Origin of the sequence: Pseudomonas umsongensis, assembly GCF_002236105.1 — a bacterium.
GTDB lineage: Bacteria > Pseudomonadota > Gammaproteobacteria > Pseudomonadales > Pseudomonadaceae > Aquipseudomonas > Aquipseudomonas umsongensis.
On the sequence record NZ_NIWU01000001.1, the window covers coordinates 179,554 to 202,035 of the forward strand.

At 61.1% G+C, this 22,482-nt stretch carries 23 protein-coding genes; 11 read left to right on the plus strand and 12 right to left on the minus strand.

All coding sequences use genetic code 11. The annotated features are described in order from the left end of the window. Nucleotides 1-180 precede the first annotated feature (180 nt). The 3 genes from PSUM_RS00850 to PSUM_RS00860 are packed head-to-tail and all read right to left on the minus strand — an operon-like array spanning nt 181 to nt 2,774. Complete coding sequence (locus PSUM_RS00850) at nt 181-1,362, minus strand: acetyl-CoA C-acetyltransferase (RefSeq protein WP_020800011.1); 1,182 nt, start codon at nt 1,360-1,362, stop codon at nt 181-183. 11 nt (nt 1,363-1,373) lie between these two features. Next, nucleotides 1,374-2,039: a CoA transferase subunit B gene (locus tag PSUM_RS00855; protein WP_020800012.1), complete on the minus strand. Its 666-nt coding sequence runs from the start codon at nt 2,037-2,039 to the stop codon at nt 1,374-1,376. Nucleotides 2,040-2,075: 36 nt separating this feature from the next. Then, nucleotides 2,076-2,774, minus strand: coding sequence for a CoA transferase subunit A (locus tag PSUM_RS00860; RefSeq protein ID WP_020800013.1), 699 nt, complete (start codon nt 2,772-2,774; stop codon nt 2,076-2,078). Between the two features lie 141 nt (nt 2,775-2,915). Between PSUM_RS00860 and PSUM_RS00865 the strand changes: the two genes are divergently transcribed. Further along, on the plus strand, nt 2,916-3,806 hold the full coding sequence (locus tag PSUM_RS00865; RefSeq protein WP_083348813.1) for a LysR family transcriptional regulator: 891 nt from the start codon (nt 2,916-2,918) through the stop codon (nt 3,804-3,806). A gap of 59 nt (nt 3,807-3,865) precedes the next feature. Here the strand turns inward: PSUM_RS00865 and PSUM_RS00870 are convergent, their stop codons facing one another. Further along, nucleotides 3,866-4,708 (minus strand): NAD-dependent protein deacetylase, encoded by an 843-nt coding sequence (locus PSUM_RS00870; protein WP_083348814.1) that lies wholly within the window; start codon nt 4,706-4,708, stop codon nt 3,866-3,868. 144 nt (nt 4,709-4,852) lie between these two features. Beyond that, nucleotides 4,853-5,899, minus strand: coding sequence for a class I SAM-dependent methyltransferase (locus tag PSUM_RS00875; protein ID WP_033042194.1), 1,047 nt, complete (start codon nt 5,897-5,899; stop codon nt 4,853-4,855). 371 nt (nt 5,900-6,270) lie between these two features. On the opposite strand from PSUM_RS00875, the gene PSUM_RS00880 reads away from it, so the two are divergent. The 4 genes from PSUM_RS00880 (at nt 6,271) to PSUM_RS00895 (ending at nt 10,732) form a co-directional block, all read left to right on the plus strand. Continuing rightward, nucleotides 6,271-7,605, plus strand: a complete 1,335-nt coding sequence (locus tag PSUM_RS00880; protein WP_083350144.1) for an acetamidase/formamidase family protein — start codon at nt 6,271-6,273, stop codon at nt 7,603-7,605. Between the two features lie 144 nt (nt 7,606-7,749). Further along, nucleotides 7,750-8,589 (plus strand): HvfB family MNIO-type RiPP peptide maturase, encoded by an 840-nt coding sequence (locus PSUM_RS00885; protein ID WP_083348815.1) that lies wholly within the window; start codon nt 7,750-7,752, stop codon nt 8,587-8,589. Next, on the plus strand, nt 8,582-9,340 hold the full coding sequence (locus PSUM_RS00890; protein ID WP_020800019.1) for an HvfC family RiPP maturation protein: 759 nt from the start codon (nt 8,582-8,584) through the stop codon (nt 9,338-9,340). The genes PSUM_RS00885 and PSUM_RS00890 overlap by 8 nt, the downstream gene beginning before the upstream one ends. 222 nt (nt 9,341-9,562) lie before the next feature. Then, nucleotides 9,563-10,732 (plus strand): IS4 family transposase, encoded by a 1,170-nt coding sequence (locus PSUM_RS00895; protein ID WP_083348390.1) that lies wholly within the window; start codon nt 9,563-9,565, stop codon nt 10,730-10,732. 52 nt (nt 10,733-10,784) lie between these two features. On the opposite strand, the gene PSUM_RS00900 is transcribed toward PSUM_RS00895, so the two are convergent. Continuing rightward, nucleotides 10,785-12,095, minus strand: a complete 1,311-nt coding sequence (locus PSUM_RS00900; protein WP_020801346.1) for an ATP-binding protein — start codon at nt 12,093-12,095, stop codon at nt 10,785-10,787. Then, a complete protein-coding gene (locus PSUM_RS00905; RefSeq protein ID WP_008063067.1) occupies nt 12,092-12,832 on the minus strand; it encodes a response regulator in 741 nt (246 codons plus the stop codon). Before PSUM_RS00905 ends, PSUM_RS00900 begins: the two co-directional genes overlap by 4 nt. A 294-nt stretch (nt 12,833-13,126) precedes the next feature. Here PSUM_RS00905 and PSUM_RS00910 point away from each other — a divergent pair, with 294 nt between their 5' ends. The 3 genes from PSUM_RS00910 to PSUM_RS00920 all read left to right on the plus strand — a co-directional run bounded on the left by PSUM_RS00910 (nt 13,127) and on the right by PSUM_RS00920 (nt 15,059). Continuing rightward, a complete protein-coding gene (locus tag PSUM_RS00910; protein ID WP_033045036.1) occupies nt 13,127-13,390 on the plus strand; it encodes a DUF2790 domain-containing protein in 264 nt (87 codons plus the stop codon). Nucleotides 13,391-13,433: 43 nt separating this feature from the next. Beyond that, nucleotides 13,434-13,688: a hypothetical protein gene (locus tag PSUM_RS00915; protein ID WP_083348816.1), complete on the plus strand. Its 255-nt coding sequence runs from the start codon at nt 13,434-13,436 to the stop codon at nt 13,686-13,688. A 156-nt stretch (nt 13,689-13,844) separates the two neighbouring features. Further along, nucleotides 13,845-15,059, plus strand: a complete 1,215-nt coding sequence (locus PSUM_RS00920; protein ID WP_083348817.1) for a cytochrome c biogenesis protein DipZ — start codon at nt 13,845-13,847, stop codon at nt 15,057-15,059. A gap of 85 nt (nt 15,060-15,144) precedes the next feature. Here PSUM_RS00920 and PSUM_RS00925 read toward each other — a convergent pair whose 3' ends face one another. After that, nucleotides 15,145-16,131 (minus strand): AraC family transcriptional regulator, encoded by a 987-nt coding sequence (locus PSUM_RS00925; RefSeq protein WP_020801342.1) that lies wholly within the window; start codon nt 16,129-16,131, stop codon nt 15,145-15,147. A 175-nt stretch (nt 16,132-16,306) separates the two neighbouring features. Here PSUM_RS00925 and PSUM_RS00930 point away from each other — a divergent pair, with 175 nt between their 5' ends. Then, nucleotides 16,307-16,576, plus strand: a complete 270-nt coding sequence (locus tag PSUM_RS00930) for a DUF4242 domain-containing protein (RefSeq protein ID WP_020801341.1) — start codon at nt 16,307-16,309, stop codon at nt 16,574-16,576. A 39-nt stretch (nt 16,577-16,615) separates the two neighbouring features. Beyond that, nucleotides 16,616-17,428: a class I SAM-dependent methyltransferase gene (locus PSUM_RS00935; protein WP_083348818.1), complete on the plus strand. Its 813-nt coding sequence runs from the start codon at nt 16,616-16,618 to the stop codon at nt 17,426-17,428. Between the two features lie 50 nt (nt 17,429-17,478). Here PSUM_RS00935 and PSUM_RS00940 read toward each other — a convergent pair whose 3' ends face one another. The 3 genes from PSUM_RS00940 to pcsA form a co-directional block, all read right to left on the minus strand. Continuing rightward, nucleotides 17,479-18,405: a universal stress protein gene (locus PSUM_RS00940; protein ID WP_083348819.1), complete on the minus strand. Its 927-nt coding sequence runs from the start codon at nt 18,403-18,405 to the stop codon at nt 17,479-17,481. A 1,250-nt stretch (nt 18,406-19,655) separates the two neighbouring features. Then, the gene (locus tag PSUM_RS00955) at nt 19,656-20,042 is read right to left on the minus strand and encodes a DUF488 domain-containing protein (RefSeq protein ID WP_083348820.1); all 387 of its coding nucleotides are present in this window, start codon (nt 20,040-20,042) and stop codon (nt 19,656-19,658) included. 4 nt (nt 20,043-20,046) lie between these two features. Beyond that, a complete protein-coding gene (gene pcsA / locus PSUM_RS00960; protein ID WP_020798292.1) occupies nt 20,047-20,769 on the minus strand; it encodes a phosphatidylcholine synthase in 723 nt (240 codons plus the stop codon). A 248-nt stretch (nt 20,770-21,017) separates the two neighbouring features. On the opposite strand from pcsA, the gene PSUM_RS00965 reads away from it, so the two are divergent. Then, a complete protein-coding gene (locus PSUM_RS00965) occupies nt 21,018-21,761 on the plus strand; it encodes a tellurite resistance TerB family protein (protein WP_083348821.1) in 744 nt (247 codons plus the stop codon). A 116-nt stretch (nt 21,762-21,877) separates the two neighbouring features. On the opposite strand, the gene PSUM_RS00970 is transcribed toward PSUM_RS00965, so the two are convergent. Next, on the minus strand, nt 21,878-22,321 hold the full coding sequence (locus PSUM_RS00970; protein ID WP_083348822.1) for a cupin domain-containing protein: 444 nt from the start codon (nt 22,319-22,321) through the stop codon (nt 21,878-21,880). Nucleotides 22,322-22,482: the final 161 nt, after the last annotated feature.

Below are 22,482 nucleotides of genomic sequence, written 5' to 3' on the forward strand. Positions count from 1 at the left end.
GGATTTGCTCTAGTGTTGAACACATTTTGTATACAAAATGGAGTGCCCGCTGGCTCCTACAAGGAGGACGAGCCGTTCAGCCAATAAAGAAACCCGGTACGACGTGAGTCACACCGGGTGTTTTGCCAGGCGGCGGCGGATCTTCGTGGGTCCCCGCGCCGTCTGTTAAACGCTGTCGTCTTAAGCCCGTTCGAGCGCCAAGGCCACGCCCTGACCACCACCGATGCACAGGGTGGCGAGGCCTTTCTTGGCGTCTCGCTTGATCATTTCATGCAGCAGGGTCACCAGGACGCGGCAACCCGAGGCACCGATCGGGTGGCCGAGGGCGATAGCGCCGCCGTTGACGTTGACCTTGTTCAAGTCCCATTCCAGGTCCTTGGCCACGGCCAGCGATTGTGCGGCGAAGGCTTCGTTGGCTTCGATCAGCTCAAGCTGGTCGATAGACCAGCCAGCCTTGTCCAGGCAGCGGCGAGTGGCCGACACCGGGCCGATGCCCATGATTGCCGGGTCCACGCCAGCGTTGGCGTAAGCAGCAATTTTTGCCAGTACCGGCAAGCCCAGGGCCTTGGCTTTTTCGGCACTCATCAGGATCACGGCCGCGGCGCCGTCGTTGAGCGACGAAGCGTTGCCAGCGGTCACCGAACCGTCCTTCTTGAAGGCAGGCTTGAGCTTGCCCAGGGACTCGGCGGTGGTGCCGGCCCGTGGCTGCTCGTCGGTGGCGAAGGACAGCGGATCGCCCTTGCGCTGTGGGATCAGGATCGGGGTGATTTCATCGACGAAACGCCCGGCTTCGATGGCGGCCACGGCTTTCTGCTGGGAAGCGGCAGCGAAGGCATCCTGCTGCTCGCGGCTGATGTCGTACTTCTGCACCAGATTCTCAGCGGTGATGCCCATGTGGTAATCGTTGAACGCATCCCACAGGCCATCGCTGATCATGGTGTCGACGATTTGTGCGTTACCCATGCGCAGGCCGGTGCGGGCACCGGGCATGACGTAGTTGGCCAGGCTCATGTTTTCCTGGCCGCCAGCGATGATCACGTCGGCGTCGCCGCAGCGGATCGCCTGGGCGCCCAGGTGCAGGGCCTTGAGGCCCGAGCCACAGACCTTGTTCAGGGTCATGGCCGGCACGGCAAACGGCAGGCCTGCCTTGATGGACGCCTGGCGCGCGGGGTTTTGCCCGGCACCGGCGGTCAACACTTGACCCATGATCACTTCATCGACTTCGGCCGGGTCCAGACCAGTTTGTGCCAGCAATTGACGGATCACCGCCGCGCCCAGGTCAACGGCGGAAACATTGGCCAGGGAACCCTGGAAACTGCCGATCGCGGTGCGTGTGGCGGCAACAATGACGACTTCTTGCATGGAATGGTTCCTCACTGGTCAGCGAACTGCATTTCCGGAACGTGGTCCGGGATGATCAGTTTACCAGCGGTTTTGGCGACGATTTCTTCAACGCTGACGCCAGGTGCGCGTTCCTTGAGGACAAATGCGCCATTCTCGATTTCCAGGTAAGCCAGGTCGGTCAGCACGCGCTTGATGCAACCGGCGCCGGTCAGCGGCAGGCTGCATTGGGACAGCAGCTTGGACTCACCGTCCTTGGACGCGTGGGTCATGATGACGATGATGTTGTCTGCGCCAGCCACCAGGTCCATGGCACCGCCCATGCCCTTGACCAGCTTGCCGGGGATCATCCACGAGGCGATGTTGCCTTGCACGTCGACCTCAAAGGCGCCCAGCACGGTCAGGTCAACGTGGCCACCGCGGATCATCGCGAAGGACTCGGCCGAGGAAAAGATCGAGGCGCCGATACGGGCGGTCACGGTTTGCTTGCCGGCGTTGATCATGTCGGCATCGATGGTTTCTTCAGTTGGAAAAGGACCCATGCCCAGCAGGCCGTTTTCCGACTGCAGCATGACTTCCATGCCTTCGGGGATGTAGTTGGCGACCAGGGTCGGAATGCCGATGCCCAGGTTCACGTAGAAGCCGTCCTGCATTTCGCGGGCGACGCGTTGAGCCATTTGTTCGCGGGAAAGTGCCATTGTTGTTATTCCTTCATTCGGTCCGGGGGCAGGGGATCACTTACGTACGGTGCGCTGTTCGATGCGCTTCTCGAACGTGCCGCAGATGATCCGGTCGACGTAGATGCCAGGGGTGTGGATCTGCGACGGCTCCAGCTCGCCGGGTTCGACGATCTCTTCGACTTCAACCACGGTGATCTTGCCGGCGGTGGCAGCCAGCGGGTTGAAGTTCTGTGCGGTGTGGCGATAGATCACGTTACCGAAATGGTCGGCTTTCCAGCCTTTGACGATGGCGAAGTCACCGGTGATGGATTCTTCCATCAGGTACTTGCGGCCATGGAATTCGCGCACTTCCTTGCCGTCGGCGACTGGAGTGCCGACGCCGGTGGCGGTGAAGAAGGCCGGGATGCCGGCACCGCCTGCGCGCATTTTTTCAGCGAGGGTGCCTTGCGGGGTCAGGATGACTTCGATTTCGCCCTTGAGCAGTTGCTCCTCGAACAGCTTGTTTTCGCCGACGTAGGAGGCCACCACTTTGCTGATCTGGCGGTCGGTCAGCAGCACGCCGAGGCCGAAACCGTCGACGCCGCAGTTGTTGGAAACGACGGTGAGGTCGCGAGTGCCTTTGCGCTTGATCTCGTTGATCAGGTTCTCCGGGATCCCGCACAGGCCGAAGCCGCCGGCGATCACGGTCATACCGTCTTCAAGACCGGCCAGGGCTTCCTCGTAGGAACTCACGCGCTTGTCGAAACCTGCCATATGCACCTCTTTTATTCTTTGTGGGCGGCTGGCTAGCCGAATGGGATTGAGTGTCGCGCGACAAGATTCATTTGTTAAGTTGATTTTTAATGTTGATTAATGGATAAAACTCAACAATCTAACGCGTTGGAGACAGTGACCATGACAGTCAAGCAGATCCGCGCCTTCCTGGCTGTGGCCCAAAGCCTCAGTTTTGCCGTGGCCTGCGAGCGCCTGCACCTGTCGCAATCGGCCTTGAGCCTGACCATCAAGGCATTGGAGGAGGGCCTGGGCGGGCGATTGTTCACCCGCAACACACGCAATGTGGCGTTGACCGCAGAAGGCGAAACCCTGGTGCCGCTGGCGCGCCGCCTGATCGCCGATTGGGACAATGCCGAGGATGAGTTGCGCCAGCGCTTCACCTTGCAGCGTGGTCGAGTGACCCTGGCGGCCATGCCCTCGTTTGCCGGCAACCTGCTGCCGCCGATCCTCAAGACATTCCGCGTCCGCTATCCGAAAGTCAACGTCACGGTCAACGACGTGATCAACGAGCAGGTGCTGGAAATGGTTCGCGACCGCCAGGTGGAGCTCGGTGTGGCGTTCGAGCCGACCATGAGCTCATCGCTGCAATTCACGCCACTTTACATGGATCGCTTCGTGGCAGTGGTGCCTCAAGACTCACCGCTGGTCGAGCTCGAGGAAATCGACTGGCAGACCTTGCTCGAGGAACCGTTCATTACCTTGCAGCGCCCGTCGACGGTGCGGGTGATGCTGGAAGAGCATTTGCAGGCCCGGGGCATGAAGCTGCCGGTGGAGTTTGAAAGCCATCAACTGGCGACGGTCGGGCGGATGGTTGCCAGTGGGTTGGGCGTGAGCGTGGTTCCGGCCTTGTGTGTGGGTCAGATGCGTGAACTCGGAGCGCATTGCATTACCTTGCGTGACCCGGTGTTGGAGCGGGCCATTGGCGTGCTGACCTTGCAGGGAGGGGAGTTGTCGGCGGCGGCGCAGGCATTGTTTGATGTGCTCAAGGCGCAGGATTTCGCAGTGTTATGAAGTGATCTCCGATCTCTGTGGGAGCGAGCCTGCTCGCTCCCACAGGGGATGGGGTGGTGTCAGGGGTTAAGGCGCTGTGCCAGCAAAGGCAGTAGTTGCTCGCAGGACATTTCTATTTTCAGGTCCAGCATGTCATCCGCCCGTGTCTTGCCCAGGTTGATCGCCAGCAGCGGCTTGCCCTGATCCACCACCGCCCGGCACAGGCGAAACGCCGAGTACGCCATCAGCGACGAGCCAACCACCAGCAACCCGGCGGCCTTTTCCACCGTGGCCAGCGCTTTCGCCGCCGTGTGCTGTGCAACGTTCTCACCGAAAAAAACCACGTCCGGTTTCAACCGTTCGCCACTGCAATGCGGGCAGAGCGGAATCTGGAAGCGTGCCTCGAAGGCCGGGTCGAGCAAGGTGTCGCCGTCCGGCGCCTGCACTGCGTCCACGCCTTCGAGGTAGGGGTTCTGGGATTCCATCAGCTGCTGGATCGAATCGCGCTCGCTGCGTCTTGCGCAGTCCAGGCACAGTACCCGGTGCAGGCTGCCGTGAAGTTCGATCACATCATGGCTGCCGGCCTGGTCGTGCAGGGTATCGACGTTCTGCGTGATCAAGCCGCCAATCCGTCCCGTGCTTTGCAAGCGGGCCAGGGTGTCGTGGGCCACGTTCGGTTGCGCCTGGCGCACCCGCGGCCAGCCAAGCATCGCCCGCGCCCAATAGCGCCGCCGGGATTCGGGTGCCGAGAGAAACTCCTGATACATCATGGGCTGGCAGCCACGGCGCACGCCCTGATTGTCACGGTAGTCCGGAATGCCCGACGGGGTACTGATACCGGCACCGGTCAGGACCGCGAACGGCTCGTCGGCGATGAGCTGTTGGAGCTGGTCGAGTTGTTCGTGGATAAGGCTATCGAGCATCTCAATACCCCGCAAACCTGTAGGAGCGAGCACGCTCGCGATGGACGTCAACGATAACACTGGCGGCCTGACGCCCCGCGGTGTTTCGTCTTCAATCGTCGGAACGCCGCCCGGAACATGCTCGCTCCTACAGGGGGGGGTGTGTTACTTACGTGCCTCCAGAATCAGGTTGAACGGTGTCTCCGTGGCCCGTCGGAATGTGCTGAATCCCGCCTCACTGAACACCTTGCGCAACCGTGCTTCACCTGCTTGTGCGCCAAGGCCCAGGCCGACTTCCTGGGACAGCGAATTGGGCGTGCAGATGAAGGTGGAGGCGGCATAGAACAGCCGGCCGACCGGGGTGATGTTGTCGTCCAGCGAGTCGTTGGCGAACGGCTCCACGAGCAATACCGTGCCATCCGGCTTCAATGACTCGTACGCGTGCTTGGCCGCACCCACCGGGTCGCCCATGTCGTGCAGGCAGTCGAAGTAGCAGACCAGGTCATAGTCGTTGCCGGGATAGCTCTTGGCCGTACCCTGAAAGAACCGTGCTCGGCCGGACACGCCACCTTCTTCGGCGCGCTGGGTGGCGACGGTGACGGACGGCGCGTGGTAATCGAAACCAACGAACCGCGAGTTCGGGTACGCCTGGGCCATGATCACCGTCGACGCGCCGTGACCGCAGCCAATGTCGGCGACCTTGGCGCCTTCCTCCAGTTTGGCCACCACGCCGTCCAGGGCCGGTAACCACTCGGCGATCAGGTGCGCCTTGTAGCCGGGCCGGAAGAAACGTTCGGTGCCGCTGAACATGCACGGGTGGTGATCGCCCCACGCCAGGGCGCCATCGCCACGCATGGCCTTGACCAGTTTGTCCTTGTCATGAAAAAACGATGCAACTACGCCGATGCCACCCGCCACATAGACCGGCGAGTCTTCGACGGCCAGTGCCAGGGCTTGTTCTTCGGGCAGGCGGAATTGACCGTCGCTGTGTTCCATATAGCCAGAAGCTGCGTGGGCGCTGAGCCATTCGCGCACCAGGCGAGGGTTGCAGCCGGTCTTCTCGGCGAGAGCTTCGGGCTTGACTGGCTGGCTGTCTGCCATGGCCCGGTACAGGCCGAGCTCTTCACCAAGGATGACGTTAGCCAGCATCGCCGCGCCGCCCATGTCGCCTACCAGTTTGCCCATGAAATCGTTGAGTTTGGCCTCGTCCATCACGTGTGCTCCTTTTGCAGGATCAGAGTCCAGTGGCGGTGTTTATCGAGGCGTTCGCCCCTGGGCGGTGGTCGTGGAATGGACAGGACGATCAACTCGTCCTGTGTGGATTAAGTTTAGTTCTCAGGGGCTGTGGCGCCGTCCCAAGCGACGAAAGCCAATGTCCCTGATTGACGCAGCCCCCTGTGGGAGCGAGCAGGCTCGCTCCCACAGGGAGGGTGTTTGGCAGTCCCTATGCATGTATCCCAATGTATCCAGACTGTTTCTCGATACAGTCCCCGCCAATTCAAGGCCACCCCCGAACACAGACCAGATACAAACCTGCGCTGAACTGTGAGGACCATTCGCTCCTGACTCCGATGGGGATCATCATGACAACGCTTGTGCCTCAACCCACTCTCAACGCCGCGCCGGTCGATCGCCTGCGGGTCGATCGCTACACCAATGGCATCATTGGTCCGAGCCAGCCGATGCTCGGCCCGCTGGCCGATGGCGGCACCCTGGTCACCGGAACACCGCCAGGTTGCTGGGGGCCGATGATCACGCCCGCTTTCGAGGGGGGCCATGAAGTGACGCAACCGGTGGCCATCGCCGGGGCGCAAATCGGCGATGCCGTGGCGATCAAGATCAACAGCATGCGCGTCACGTCGCTGGCCACTTCCTCCGGGGTCATGAGCTTTGTCGAGGGGCGCTACAACGGCGATCCGTTCGTCTCCAAGTTCTGCTCCAAATGTGGCACCGAGCATCCGGCCAGCCATGTCGAAGGCATTGGCGAGGACGCGATTCGCTGCAACCACTGTGACGCCGAGGTCAGCGCATTTCGCTTCAGCCACGGCTATGTGATCGTCTTTGACGCGCAGAATCAGGTCAGCCTGACGGTCAACCAGGACATCGCCAACCGACTGGCCGGCAATGCCTCTGAGATGTCGGCGCTGCCGGAATTCGCCGCGCAGCATTCAATCCTGTCCCTGGCCCGCGCCGATATCCCCGGGGTTGCCGCGCCTATGCGGCCGTTCCTTGGAAACATCGGCACCTTGCCGTCCCGAGACATTCCCGACTCGCACAACTGTGCCGACTTCGGCCAGTACCTGATCAATGCGCCGCACCGTTTCGGCATGACCCGCGAAGAGTTGCACGCGGCCAAGACCGACGGCCACATGGACACCAATTCGGTCCGTGAGGGCTGTGTGTTGATCTGCCCGGTGAAAGTGCCGGGGGCCGGCGTTTACATGGGCGACATGCATGCGCAACAGGGCAACGGCGAGATCGCAGGCCACGCAACCGACTGTTCCGGGGAAACCGAGGTGGTGGTGCAAGTGGTGAAAAACCTGACGCTGGAAGGGCCGATCCTTCTGCAAAACCTTGATGATCTGCCACCGATGGCGCGCCCGATGGATGCCGGGCAGCGCGCGAAAGTCCGGGAGCTGGGAGAGCGTTGGGGCCAGCACGAGATCGAACAGAGTGGCCCGATCACCTTCATCGGCAGCGGCGAGAACCTCAATCTGGCGGTGGAAAACGGCTTGACCCGCGCCGCCACCGTCACCGGCCTGCCTTATGACGAAGTGCTCAATCGCGCCACCATCACCGGCTCCATCGACATCAGTCGCCTGCCAGGCACTGTGCGCGTGACCTTCCTGTGCCCGATGGATGTGCTCGATCGCATGGGCATCGGTTATCTGGTGCGCGAGAAATACGACCTGGCGTAATGCCCGGATGCGGGTTTGTACCAGAGTGTGTACAGACCCGCTGGCGATACAAGCCTTGCTGTTTTCCGTCGACGCGCTACACAGGCCCGATACATCCCTTCGATTAACTGTGATGACATTCTGACAACCCTTGGGATCGACATCATGCAAACCCCTGTCACATCAGCACAGGCCAGCGTCGGGCTCGGCCTGCGTCGCGGTTTGATCAAAGACCTGCTGGCCGCCCCGGCCGGCCATTTCGACTTTCTTGAAGTCGCGCCGGAAAACTGGATCGGCATCGGCGGCGCCCATGGCCTGGCGTTTCGAACCCTGGCCGAGCGCTACCCGTTATCCTGCCACGGCTTGTCCCTGTCCCTGGGCGGGCCATCGCCGCTGGATGTCGAATTCCTGAAAGAGGTGCGGGTCTTCCTCGATCACCACGACGTGCCGCTGTACAGCGAGCACTTGAGCTACTGCAGCGACGACGGTCACCTGTATGACCTGTTGCCGTTGCCCTTTACCGAAGAGGCGGTGCATCACGTCGCCGCGCGCATCCGTCAGGCCCAGGACATTCTCGGCCGCCGCCTGGCGGTGGAAAACGTCTCCTACTATGCCGCACCGCAGCAGGACATGGACGAGGTGACGTTCACCAACGCCGTGCTGCGTGAAGCCGATTGCGACCTGTTGCTGGACGTCAACAATGTGTACGTCAACTCGATCAACCATGGTTTCGACCCGCGTACGTTCCTGGCCGGGATCGATGCGAATCGTGTCGTGGCCATGCACATCGCCGGGCATTTCGATGAGTCCGACACCTTGAAAATCGACACCCATGGCGCTTCGGTGAAACCGGCGGTGTGGTCGTTGCTGGCCCAGGCCTATTCCCGATTTGGCGCGCAACCGACTTTGCTCGAGCGCGATTTCAACTTTCCGGCGTTTTGCGAACTGGTCGCCGAGTTGCAGACCATTCGCCGGTTGCAAACCGAGGGGGTCAACCGTGGTTAAGCGCACCCTGCAAGAGCAGCAAAACAGTCTGGGGCGCTACGTGCGCGACCCCGAGCGTTACGCGCCACCGCCGGAAATGGACCCGGCGCGGGCCCAGGTATATCGCGACCTGGTGTTCGCCAACTTGTCGTCATTGATCGGCGGCACCTTTCCGGTATTGGTGAAGATTCTCGGCGACACGCAATGGCGGGCGCTGGTGCGGATTTTCCTGCGCGACTACCGAGCCCACACGCCGAAATTCGGCGAAATCGCCCAGGAGTTTGTCGAGTTTCTGGCCTCTGAGCCTGCGGCGCTGGCTGCTGGCCCCTGGCCGCCGTTCATGGTCGAACTGGCGCACTACGAATGGGTGGAAATGGTCCTGCAACAATCCGAAGCCGAGCCGTTGCCCGGCGGCGATGTCGATGGGCTGCTGGATTGTCCGTTGCAGGTTTCGCCATTGGCCTGGCCCTTGGCGTATGCCTGGCCAGTGCAGTTGGTCGGGCCGCATCATCAGCCTGATGCGCCACCGGATCAGCCGACATTGCTGCTGGTGCGTCGGGACCCGGATTTCAGCGTGAAGTTTTCTGAATTGAGCCCGTTGGCGTTTCGGTTGTTGCAGCGTATCGAGGAATTTCCCGGGCAGACCGGACGTGCGCAGTTGCAGGGATTGGCGGCGGAGGCGGGGATGACGGAATCGACGGTGTTTATGGACAGTGGGCTGGGGTTGTTGCGGCAGATGCACGGGGAGGGCGTCGTAGGCGTCGTTGCTTGATGATCGTTCCCACGCTCTGCGTGGGAATGCATCCCGTGACGCTCCGCGTCACCATTGCGCAGGACGCCAGCCTTGTGTTGTTAGCGGAACGCGGAGCGTCCCTGGCGGCATTCCCACGCAGAGCGTCACTAGCGTCCGGTAAAAACCGAAGGGGGAGCTTGCTCCCCCTTGCTGTTGGCGGCCGTCAGTCATAATCGGATTTTTCAGACTCGATTTTGGCTCATGTTTACCAGCACCCGTTTAGCCCACCTGCTCAGTGCGATCCCGCGCCAGTTCTTTCGGCAATCCACCGAAAGGCACCAGGCTGATCGCTACGTCAAACGCTGCACGTCCTGGCAATTGCTGGTGACACTGGTTAGCGGTCATGTAACCCAAGCCTTAAGCCTGCGGTCCTTGGCGACTTTCTCCGAAACTCTAAGCCCGCATAGCTACCATCTTAAAGCGGGTCCGGTCGCCCGCTCGACCCTGTCGGATGCCTTGAACAAGCGTGACTACCGGCCATTCCAGGACCTTTGCGAGTTGCTGTTGCGCGGCATCAGCCGCCAGCAGCGCAAAGAAGTCGGTGCCATGGTTAGCCTGCTTGATTCCACGTCGATCACTTTGCGCGGACCTCACTTCGATGGCTGGACAGCCGCCACGAAAACCCGCATTACGCAGGGCTTGAAAGTACATGTCGGGCTAGATTTGGCGAAGTTGGCCCCGGTGTACGTCAACATCACTCCTGCCAACGTCAACGACCTGAGCGATGCACTGGAAATGCCGATTCAGGCCGGCATGACGTATGTCTTTGACAAGGGCTATTGCGATTACAACTGGTGGCACCAGTTGCAGACCAAAGGCGCTTTTTTCGTCACCCGCCTGAAGAAAAACGCCAATATCAAAGTGCTGCACAAGCACTCGACCGTAGCCGAGCAAAGCCCGGTCATGACCGATGAAGTCATTCTATTCGGCAAAAAGCATCTGGGCGGTAAGCGTCTGAATGACTACCGAGAAACGCCGGTAAGACGCGTGGTGGTTGAGCGCGAGGGACATGCCACGCCGTTAATCCTGGTGACCAACGACTTCGCAAGAACAGCTGAAGAAATCGCGGGCTTGTACAAAGATCGCTGGAAGATCGAGCTGTTTTTCAAGTGGATCAAGCAACATCTGAAACTCAAACGCTTCTATGCCTTCTCTGAAAACGCCGTGCGCCTGCAGATTTACAGTGCCTTGATCAGCTACTTGTTACTGCACCTTTTCCATCGTCGCTCAGGATTTACCGGTTCGTTGTTCGAGCTGACGGTTCGCATATCTCACGTCCTGCACGAACGGCCCGCTACTCCAGAACTGAGGGATCGACGAAGGCAGGAGCGAGAAAAGCTGAAGGCTGCCCAAGGCAGCCTTCAGCTATGAAACATGTTTACCGGACACTAGTGACGCAGAGCGTGGGAACGATCAGCAGGTGTCACCCACGCAACTTGAGTTCGGCACACAAGCCACCACCCTCGCGATTGCTCAAGGTCAACGATCCCCCGATCGCCAACGCCAGCTGTTGCGCGATGGCCAACCCCAACCCGGTACCGCCAGTGCTGCGGTTGCGCGAATTTTCTACGCGGTAGAACGGCTGCATGACCTGGGCCAGTTCCGCTTCGGCGATGCCCGGGCCGCGGTCCATGACCTTCACCGACACGCTGCCATCGGCTTTCTTCTCAACCAGCAGTTCCGCAGCGCCGGCGAATTTGAGCGCGTTGTCCGTCAGGTTCACCAGCACTCGCCGCAGGGCGTGGGGGCGGGTGTCGATGACGCTGGCGCTTTTGCCGCTCAGTTGCACCTGCTTGCCCATGTCCTGGTAATCGAACACCAGGCTGTCGAGGAACGAGTCCAGGTCGGTGCGTCGACTTTCTTCGGTGGCGCCGTGGACGCTGCGGGCGTACGCCACGCCTTCTCGCACCAGATGTTCCATCTCGCCCAGGTCGTTCCACAGCTTGTCTTTCTCAACTGAGTCGTCCATGAACTCGGCGCGCAGTTTCATCCGGGTGATCGGTGTCTGCAGGTCGTGGGAAATCGCCGCCAACAGTTGCATGCGTTCCTTGAGGTAGGCGGCGATGCGTGCCTGCATGGCATTGAAGGCCTTGGCGGCGTGGGCCACTTCGGTCGGGCCTTTTTCGTCCAGCAGCACCGGGTGGGTGTTGGGGTCGAGGGTGTCCACGGCTTCTGCGAGGCGGGTGAGGGGGCGGATGGCGATCCTCACGGCCAGCCAGGTGCAGGCAATCATCAGCGCCAATTGCCCGAGCAGCACCATGGGCAGCCAGGGCGACAGCGGCACCATCGAGGGCCGCACATCGATGGTCAATGGGCTGCCGTCGGACAGCTTGAGGTGCACCTGGAAGTGCTTCGCAGGCCCGGGAATATCGCTGAAGGTCATCGGGTAGTCCTTGCCGATGGAATTCTTGATCGAGGTCATGGCAATCGGTGCCTCGGGCATGTCCGTGTCCATGGCGGTGCCGGGTGAACCTTCATTGAGCAGATAGCGGTAATTGCGCCGATCCAGTTGCTGCAGCCAACTCGCACGCTCTGGCGCCGGCAGGCGGTCGAGGATGGCGATGGAGGTCGAGACGTCGGTTTCCAGGTTGCCGAGCATGGTGTTTTTCGAGCTTTCATAGCGCTCGTAGTACTGCGCACCGAAGGACAGCGCCTGGGCGAGGATCAGGCCGATCAGGAAGATCAGCGACAGTCGCGAAGCCAGGGTGCGGGGCCAGCGCAGCGACAGGTTCATGCTGGCGCCCCGACGATTTCCACCGGCAGGGAAAACACGTAGCCCTCGCTGCGTACGGTCTTGATGTAGGCCGGCTCGCGGGCGTCGTCCAACAGGCGCTGGCGCAGGCGACTGACCAGCAGGTCGATGGAACGATCGAACAGGTCGGCGTCGCGGCCCTGGGTCAGGTTGAGCAATTGGTCGCGATTGAGCACCCGTTGCGGATGATCGAGGAACACCCGCAGCAACCGATATTCGGCACCGCTGAGGGCGACCATGGTGCCGTCGCCATCGAGCAGGTGCCGGGCGGACGTGTCCAGGCGCCAGCGACCGAAGGCCAGCAAGCGGCTGGATTCGGTCACCACCAGGTTCGGTGGCAACATGCGCGTGCGGCGCAATACGGCGTTGATCCGCGCCAGCAGTTCACGGGCGGCGAAGGGCTTGACCAGGTAGTCGTCGGCGCCCATTTCCAGGCCGATGATGCGGTCGGTTTCGTCGTTGCGCGCGGTGAGCATCAACACCGGCGTGGCCTTGTGTTTGCCGGCGCGCAACTCGCGGCAGAGCATCAGGCCGTCGTCGCCCGGCATCATGATGTCCAGCACGATCAGGTCCACCGGCGTGGATTCAAGGAAGCTGCGCATCTGCCTTCCATCGGCCACGACCGTGGTGCGCAGGCCGTTTTTCTTCAGGTAGTTGCCCACCAGCTCGCGTATCTCGCGGTCATCGTCAACGATGAGAATGTGATCGACGTGCTCCATGGGGACTTGCCTCTGTCAGTGGGGGATATCGCACAGTCTATCGAGCCTTGGCCCGCTCGCCCGCCGTCCTTTGTATTGCAGTGTATCTGTCCTGTCAGCGGATACATACCGAGGCAAAAACGGCCATTTCCAGGGGTTTTGTATCCCTCTGTATCGCGCAGCGGTCCAGATACTTACCGATTTACACGCGCCGGTTCCCGACACATACGGGATACCTCGCAGGCTTCTAATAGGTTCCATCGAGGCAAACCCAAGCGCCTCTACCCACAAACGATGAACCTTGAGGAAACCGCCATGAACACCAAAGCCATCTACGCCGCTTGCCTGTTTGCCGCCCTGAACATATGCACCTTGTCGGCCCGCGCCGAAGCTGATGTTACCCCGATGAGCTACAGCTATGGCTCGCACCTGGACATCAAGAAAGTGCTGTCGCTGAAACAGGACTCTGCGCCTTCCTGCGGTGTGGTGAATGCCCAGTTGACCTACCTGGATTCCCAGAGCAAGACCCAGGTCCTGGACTACCGCAAATTGGCTGACAACTGCAATTCGGACAACTGAGTCCGGCGAACACCCATTGCCCTTTGAAGACAGGAACACAGCCATGAACACCATCAGCCGATTCTTGACCGCCATTGCCTTTTCCGTCGCCGGTGCCGCGGCCCATGCCAGCGCCGCAGTAGAGCAAAACGCTTGCGGCAGCAGCACCTGCTTTCAACTGACGCCGGTGGCGCAGAAGGGCGCTGACGCCTTCCTCGCCGAGGACGGCTACAACCGCACGCCTCAGGGGCAAGTGGTGGCAGAAAACGGCGCCAGTCACACGTCTCAGGGCAAGTGGCTGGAAGAACACAACGCGTGAATCCAGAACACCACCGATCCATGTGGGAGTGAGCCTGCTAGCGAAGGCTGAGGGTCAGTCGGCAGCGATTTTGAATGTGCTGACCTCTTCGCGAGCAGGCTCGCTCCCACAGGGGACGGGTGTGAATTGCCCCCCTCTATTTGCAAGGTGATCTCCATGTTACTCATCGCTTTCATGGGCGGCATATTGACCGTCCTCAGCCCGTGCATCCTGCCGGTCGTTCCCTTCCTGTTCGCCGGGGCCGACCGCACGCGTTCCTCGATCCTGCTGACCCTGGGTGGCATGGCCCTGACGTTTGCCCTGATCTCCAGTCTGGCGGTGGTCAGCAGTGAATGGGTGATCCAGGCCAGCAACACCGGCCGTCATGTGGCACTGATCGTGATGGTGGTGTTCGCCCTGTCGCTGATTTCCGCACGGGTCGGCGACTGGTTGGCGCGTCCATTCGTGGCGCTGGGCAATCGCATCGACCCCAACAGCCGCACAATGTCCGGCCCGCTGAGTTCGATCATGATTGGTGTCGCTACCGGCCTGCTCTGGGCACCCTGCGCCGGGCCGATCCTCGGGGTGATTCTCACCAGCGCGATGCTGCAGGGCGCGAACGCCGGGACCAGTCTGTTGCTGGTGGCCTACGGCCTGGGTAGCGCGTTGTCGTTGGGCACCTTGATCTTCGCCGGTCGTGGCCTGGTCAATCGCTTGAAACCGTCGATCCCGGTCACTGGCTGGTTGCGTCGCGGTGCCGGTGTGGCGGTGTTGGCCGGCGCAGCGGTGATTGCCACCGGAGCAAATGATGTGCTGCTGGCCAACACCTCGTCGCAAGGTATCAGCAGCGTCGAAAAAGGCTTGTTGGAAACCGTGCCGAAAGTCGTCGATTACTTCGTCAGCAAGGTCAAGGCCGAGTCCATGGACAACGCCCAAGGCGCGATGCCGTCGCTGGCCGGTGCGGTGGAGTGGGTCAACTCGCCAGCGCTGACCAACGAATCGCTCAAGGGCAAAGTGGTGCTGGTGGACTTCTGGACCTTCGACTGCATCAACTGCAAGCACACCCTGCCGTACGTCAAGGACTGGGCGAAGAAGTATGAAAAAGACGGCCTGGTGGTGATCGGTGTGCACACCCCGGAGTACGGGTTCGAACGCATCATCGACAACGTCCGGGACAAGGTGAAGGAATACGGCATCACCTACCCGGTAGCGATCGACAACAACTATGCGATCTGGCGCAACTTCGACAACCAGTACTGGCCTGCCCACTACCTGATCGATGCGAAGGGCCAGGTGCGGTACACGCACTTTGGTGAAGGTAGTTATGACACTCAGGAGAAGATGATCCAGCAATTGCTTGAAGAGGCGAAGACCGCTGTTCCAGCGGCTTGAAGTCAAAAGATCGCAGCCTGCGGCAGCTCCTACAGAGTATGCGTTCACTGTAGGAGCTGCCGCAGGCTGCGATCTTTTTGCGATATCAATGGCTCACCTCACCGTGAGCCATTGATCGATTGCCCTGACTACGCCGCCACGCCGCCGGCGGCGCGCCATACTCACGGCGAAACGCGCGACTGAATGCCGTGTCGGTCTGGTATCCCACCTCTTCGGCGATGCGCATCAACGAGCTGTTACTGCTGCGTAACAGGTTGGCCGCCAGCAACATCCGCCATTGCGTCAGGTATTGCATCGGCGTGACCCCCACCAGTTGCGCAAAGCGTTCTGCCAGGACCGATCTAGAGGTGCCGGCGGTGCGCGCCAGCTCATCCAGCGTCCAGGCGTGGCAGGGTTTCTTGTGCAAGGCGTTGAGGGCCGCGCCGACGATCCGGTCGCTTACACCGGCCAGCCACCCGGTCCGCCCCTCGCCATGTTCGTGCATGTACAGGCGCAGTACTTCGATGAAGAGCACCTCGGCCAGTTTCGCCAGCACGCCTTCGCCGCCGGGCCTTGGCGATCGCGCTTCGGCCAGGGCATAACGGACCGAAGATTCCAGCCAGATGCCGGCGTTCGAACCGCGCACATTGACCCTGACCACCGGCGGCAGACCTGCCAGCAACATGCCGGCCAAACGCGTGTCGCAGGCCAGGTAGCCGCACACCAGGCGTGTCACTGCACCACCACCGCCATAACTCAACTGCCGCGGGCGCCGCGCCAGCACCTCGTCGAGCCGCGCACCGCTGGCGGGCGTCAAACCCGGTCTGGAACTCATGCGATGGGCATGGCCCTGGGGGAATATCACCACGTCGCCGGGGTTGAGCAGCAGCGGAGGATCATCGCCCAGTTCGACGTAGCACTCGCCTTCGGTGATCAAGTGGAAGATCACCACCCGTTCGGCGCCGGGTTCCAGGAACGGTGCCGCCGTGTCGGCGCTCGGCGACTGATAGCACCAGGGGGCGGTGAACCTGGCGTTGATGAAAATCGCGCCGACCAGGCGGACGACGCGCAGGGTCTGTGACAGGGCGTCCATGGGCGTTTTCCCGTGCGGGAGTTTCTGATTGTGAGCGCGTCACGGCCCAAGGTGCATTCTCCGGACGATCGGGCAGGGTTGGCCGACGATCGGACAGGACGCCGATCAGCGACGGAGAGATAGTTTGCACACAGGGCCGCCGGTCCTGTCATCAATAAGAAAAAGTGAGGTTGCCATGCCCAAGTTCGTCATTGAACGCGAGATTCCAGGCGCCGGAGCACTGTCAGAAAGGGATCTGAAAGCTGTCTCGCAAAAATCCTGCAAGGTGTTGCGCGATTTGCCAGACCTGCAATGGCTGCAGAGTTATGTCACAGGCGACAAACTGTATTGCGTGTACATCGCGCCAAACGAGGAACTCATCAGGGAGCATGCCCGGCAGGGCGGTTTCCCGGCTAATCGCATTTCCCAGGTCATGAACATCATCGACCCCACCACGGCTGAGTGAGCGTGTGCCCGATCCTGTTCCAAACCAGAGATTGCCTCCATGAGTACACCCATTGATCTTACTGCCTTGAAAACCCGCCAAATGGCCGCGTGGGCCAGTGGCGACTATGCCGTGATCGGCACTACCTTGCAGATCGTCGGTGAGCAACTGGCCGAGGCCTGCGACCTGTTGTGTGATGAACAGGTGCTGGACGTTGCCGCCGGCAATGGCAATGCGACCCTTGCCGCCGCGCGTCGCGGTTGCCGGGTGGTGTCCACCGACTATGTGGCTGCATTGCTCGAGCGTGGCGAAGACCGTGCCCGTGCGGAACGCCTGAACGTGACCTTCCAGGTGGCTGACGCCGAAGCGTTGCCTTTCGCCGATGCCAGTTTTGACGCCGTGCTTTCAACCTTCGGTGTGATGTTCGCGCCCGATCAGGACAAGGCCGCTTCGGAGCTGGCGCGAGTGTGTCGCCCGGGTGGCCGGATCGGCCTGGCCAACTGGACGCCGGAAGGTTTCGTCGGCCAGATGTTCAAGACCCTCGGCCGGCACATGCCACCACCGCCCGGTGCGCAACCGCCCTCGCAGTGGGGCACTGAAGCCTGGCTGCACAAGCACTTTGACGAGCGCGACTTCCTGGTGCAGGTGACGCGCCGGACCTTCAACTTCCGCTATCGCTCGGCCGAGCATTTCATCGATACCTTCCGCAGCTGGTACGGTCCGATCCACAAGGCCTTCGCGGCGCTGCCCCCTGATGGCGCCAAGGCCCTGGAAGACGACCTGACCGAACTGCTCAACCGCCTGAACCGGGCGGGCGACAGGTCGATGGTGGTGCCCAGTGAATACCTGGAGGTGGTCATCACCAGGCGTTGAAGCTGCAGGAGCCGGCTTGCCCGGCTCCTACGGGGCGATACACCGGGCGGTCATTCATCCAGCCGCTCGGTGTACACCACCCACACACTGCAGGGCATTTTGTATAGCAGATGCTCCACCGTGCTGCCGATCAGGCGCCCCATGCCGCGATGGCCGAGACGGCCCATGACGATTACGTCGACATTGAACGCATCGGCAAAGCGGGTCAAAACCTTGGCCGGGTTGCCCATGATCATGTGCCGTTGCGCTTCGGCGATGCCATTGCGTTGGGCCAGTTCGTTGAAGGCTTCCAGCTGCGCGTCATACAGCGTCTTGTGCTTGGTCGAGGAAAAAAACGCCGAGCCGTTGTCAAAGCCGAACTCGTCCGAACTGATGGACGAGAGGTCGTAGGCGTAGACCACATCAAGTTCGGCGTTGCACGCAGTCGCCAGTTTCGTGGCCTCGTGCAGGATGCGGTCGTTGAAAGTCTTGTAGTGATCATCACGATGGAAGGGGTCGATGGCTGCGACCACTTTGCGCGGTAGCGCGTTGATCGCGTGGCTGACGAAGTGTAACGGCACCGGACACTCACGCAGCAAATGCACATCCAGCGGGGTGAAGATCAGCCGCGATAGCAACGACGGGTGCTCCAGCGCCTTGATCAGCACGTCCATCGGCTGTTCCTTGAGGTGAATCAGGATTTCCTCCAGCGGGTTTTGCACCCACGTTACTTCCGTTGTGACGGTTACGCCGATTTTGCGCAAGGGCCGGGCCTGGTCTTCCAGCCACTGACGGTGGCGATCGACGTAACCCAGGCGCATCTGTTCCAGCGCCTTCTCATTGACCATGCCAGCCGTGGCGAGGCCTTCCAGATAGTCGAAGGCCACGATGTGCAACGCCGCGCCCTCCGCCTTGGCCAGCGCGGTCGCCCGGTCGAAAGCAGGGCTGTGTTCCATCAGCGGCGAAGTCACCAGCATGAAGCGAGATTGACCCGACATGACAAACCTCCCGTTGGATAGAGACGACGGTTGTTTGGCTTGGCTTCAATCCTTGAGTATTGACCATGATGGGTGGGGGTGTAGTGGATCAAGTTAACAGACCTCTTGATCTTCTTGCGTCCTTACGCCCTGAGTTTGTCCGTCAACGCCTGTGGGAGATTGTTGTCTGAGTACATATCCGTTGCTGCGGTAACGGCCACTTATGGTTTCGCCCTTACGGCGACTCCCTTTTTCAAACGCCGGAGTGCCGGCCCAGCAAAAAGGAAGCAAAAGGCTTTGCCCCACCACTCGGTGCCTCGCTTGGGCTCGGCATGCCCTCTCTCCGGCATTGCTCCGTGGGTCGCCGCGATGGGCCCTCCCTGGCCCAGCGCGGCTAAACCGGCGTCCTGCCGGTTTCCCCACTGCGCAATGCCTGCGTTCGGCCATCGTGGTTAATGGGGCGCCCGCGATCAACAGCAAAGCGAGGCGGCCTTAAAGCCGACCTGGTTTTTCCGGATACCCCTGGATCCCCTGTAGGAGCGAGCATGCTCCGGGCGGCGTTCCGACGATGGTCGTTAACGATAACGCGGGGCACCTGTCAGCCCGCGGTGCTCTCAGGTTCATCGCGAGCGTGCTCGCTCCTACAGGAGGTATGCGTATGGCTTCCAATCAGGTCGGCTTTAAGGCCGCCTCGCTTTTGATTGTGATCTGGCTTTTGATGTTCTTGCCCCCTCGAGAGGCCGAGTGGAGGTTCTGCGCAGTGGGTAAACCGGCATGGATGCCGGTTTAGCCGCGCTGGGCCAAGGATGGCCCATCGCGGCGAGCCCACGGAGCAGGACCGGAGCGAGGGCATGCCGAGCCTTAGCGAGGCACCGAACGCCAGGGGCAAGAGCCCTTGGTTACTTGGGGCTGTTCCAAGTGACTCGCTGTAAAAGCGAAACCATAAGTGGCCGTTACCGCAGGAACGGATATGTACACCTGAAAGACAATCACCGTCTGCCAGAACGCCTTCGCCGGCAAGCCTGGCTCCTACAGTAAAAGCGAAAACCTAAGTGGCCGTTACCGCAGCAACGGATATGTACACCTGAAAGACAATCACCGTCTGCCAGGACGCCTTCGCCAGCAAGCCTGGCTCCTACGGTAAAAAGCGAAATCCAGCCGTTACCGCAGCAATGGATATGTACTCAGACAACAAATAACAGGTCGGCCGTCAGGCCGCCTTCGCGAGCAGGCTCGCTCCCACAGAAAATCAGGTACAGCCGCGAGAGTATCTAGACAACCACCGCCCCCCGCGCCTCCAGCAACTCACGCAACACCGAGCGATGACAATGCGCTTCGTCCTCGCAATAACACCCCACGGCCAAGGAAGTGTGATGCGAAAGAGCCGCCAGCAGATCGAGCAACTGGCTGGGGGCAGGGTGGTTCATTTCGGCCTTGAACTTGCGCCTGAACGCATTCCAGGCCTTGTCGTCCTCAGCGGCCTGGGCCTGTTGTACCAGCTCCGGGCTGGGCGACAGCAGTGGCTGCCACACATCATAGAAATCCCGGCTGGCAAACTCGGCTTTCGGTACGCCACGGGGTGGACGGCGCACCGTACCCAGGCGCAAGCCTTCGTCGGGTTTTCGCGCAGAGCCGAGGCGCACGATATGAATAGGCATGGCGCTACTTGAGCCGCGATTCGTCGAACCACTCAAGCGCCGTGCGCCAGAAGCAGATCCCCAGGAAGTACGCCGACATCAACAGCCAAAGCCCCATGACCATGGGATTGATCACCGGGTGGTTGATCACCAGCGACAGGCTGCACAGCAGCCAGATCGCCGTCACGGCAATGTTGATCGGCATAAAGCGGCGCACGCGGAACGGGTGCAGGAATTTCATCCGGGTGAGCGTCAACAGGGCCAGGCCGATCACGGTGAGGAAGGTGATCCAGGGTGACGGCGCGATGATGTAGAGGCACAGGGCGACCACGTTCCAGGCGGCGGGGAAGCCCTGGAAGTAGTTGTCCTTGCTTTTCATGTTGACGTTGCAGAAACAGAACAGCGACGACACCAGGATCAGCGACACGGTCAGCAGCAGTGTGTAGTCCGGCAACGGGATGTAGCGATAGATGAACAGTGCCGGAATGAATACGTAGGTCAGGTAGTCGATCACCAGGTCGAGAATCGAGCCGTCGAAACTCGGCAGCACCGACTGTACGTTGACCCTGCGCGCCAGTGCGCCGTCCAGGCCATCGACGATCAGGGCCACACCCAGCCACAGCAGGCAACTGGTGGGCTGGTTATCGAGCAGGGCGAGGGTGGCGAGGAAGGCGGTGACCACGCCGGTGGCGGTAAAACCATGGGCGCCCCAGGCTTTGAGCCTGGCGATGTGTAGGGTCGATATCACGGGGGCGTTCTCCAGAAAGTGAAGCAAGCCAGTCAACGCCCTCATCTGGCGGGCGGCGGCAAACCGGGTTGGGTTGCAAGTATCGACCGGGTATCCGGGAATAAGGTTCACCACCCATGAATCTTAGCTGCGCCGTAGAAAAATACGGCGGATAAATCGGTAATGTGTCAGCCAGACGGTGGTAGCACATTTACGCGCGAGGGCTATCGTTGTCTGACTGGATCACTCCCATCGATGAGGACGTCGTCATGAACACCAGCGATCTGCTCGAACAATTACTGCGGGCCGGCCAGGGCTCGATGGCGCAACGGGGCGGCGGTGGGGCGTCGGCACAGGGTGGCCTGGGTGACTTGGGTGGATTGCTCGGCGGCCTGTTGGGCGGTGGTGGCACCAGCCGTTCGGGCGCTGGCGGCATGGGTGGCCTGGGCGGCTTGCTCGGTGGCTTGCTGGGCGCAGGATCGCCAATGGGCGGTGCGCCGCAATCGCGCTCCGCCGGTGGTACCAATTATGCTGCGCTGGCTTCGCTGGGGATGATGGCATTCCAGGCCTTTCAGGCCTGGCAACGCAGCCAGGCCTCGCAGCAACAGCAGGCGCCGCAGCAGGCGATGCGTACGGTGGACATGCTGGCGGGCCCGGAAGTCGAGGAACACAGCCACGCGATCCTGCGGGCGATGATCGCGGCGGCCAAAGCCGATGGCCGCTTCGACGACGCCGAGACACAAATGATCAATGCCGAAATCGCCCGGCACACCGATGATCCGCAGTTGCAGCAGTGGCTTGACGAGGAAGCCGCCAAACCGCTTGACCCTGCCGAGGTGGCACAATCGGCAACCGACCCCGGCATCGCCGCCGAGATGTACCTGGCCAGCGTGATGCTGGTGGATGATCAACAGGATGCCGAGCGCAGTTACCTGGATGAACTGGCGGCGGCGCTGGGCATCGAGCCGGACTTGCAGGTGCATCTGGAACAGCAGGCCCACGGCACAGCCTGAAGGCCTCTGTAGGAGCTGCCGCAGGCTGCGATCTTTTGACTTTTGCGCCTGAAGAATCGCTGAAGATCAAAAGATCGCAGCCTGCGGCAGCTCCTACAGAGAGCGAGGTCGGTCGATCAGGAAATCGGCGGTTCGGGCACCAGGAAGGTCACGCCAAAGCGCTCCGCCACCTCAAATATCCGCGGAAGATCCTCGGGTACCTTGAACCGGTCCATCGCCGTAAAAAAAAGCCCGCCTCGCGGATCGGAGACCACGCCGATCATCTTTGCCGTGGGGCTGACGTTCTTGTAGGCATGAATCGACCCGGCAGGAATATGCACATAGCCCCCGGCCGAGACATTGGTGGAGGTGCCTTCGACGGTCACTTCGACCTGACCGTCGACCACGTAGAACGCTTCGTCCCATGGGTGAAAGTGCGGGGGCGGGCCGCCACCTTGAATGCCTTCCTGGATATGCATTTCAAACGGTTTGCTGAGATCACCGCCAGCGAGGACAGTAATTTTTTCGCCAACGACATTGACCGATGCCGGTGGGGACTGGAGGACGTGAACCGTGCGCATGATGGCTCTCCGCAGATGAGGCAGCATCCGCCGATTGTAGGCGCTTTGAACGCTGGCCGGCAGCCGCGGTACGGGGCCGTCCGTCCGGGCAATTTCGACGGCGATGGAATTTTTTTCGCCAAGGCTCGCTCTGCTGAGAGAGGGACGTGCTGATTCAGCGC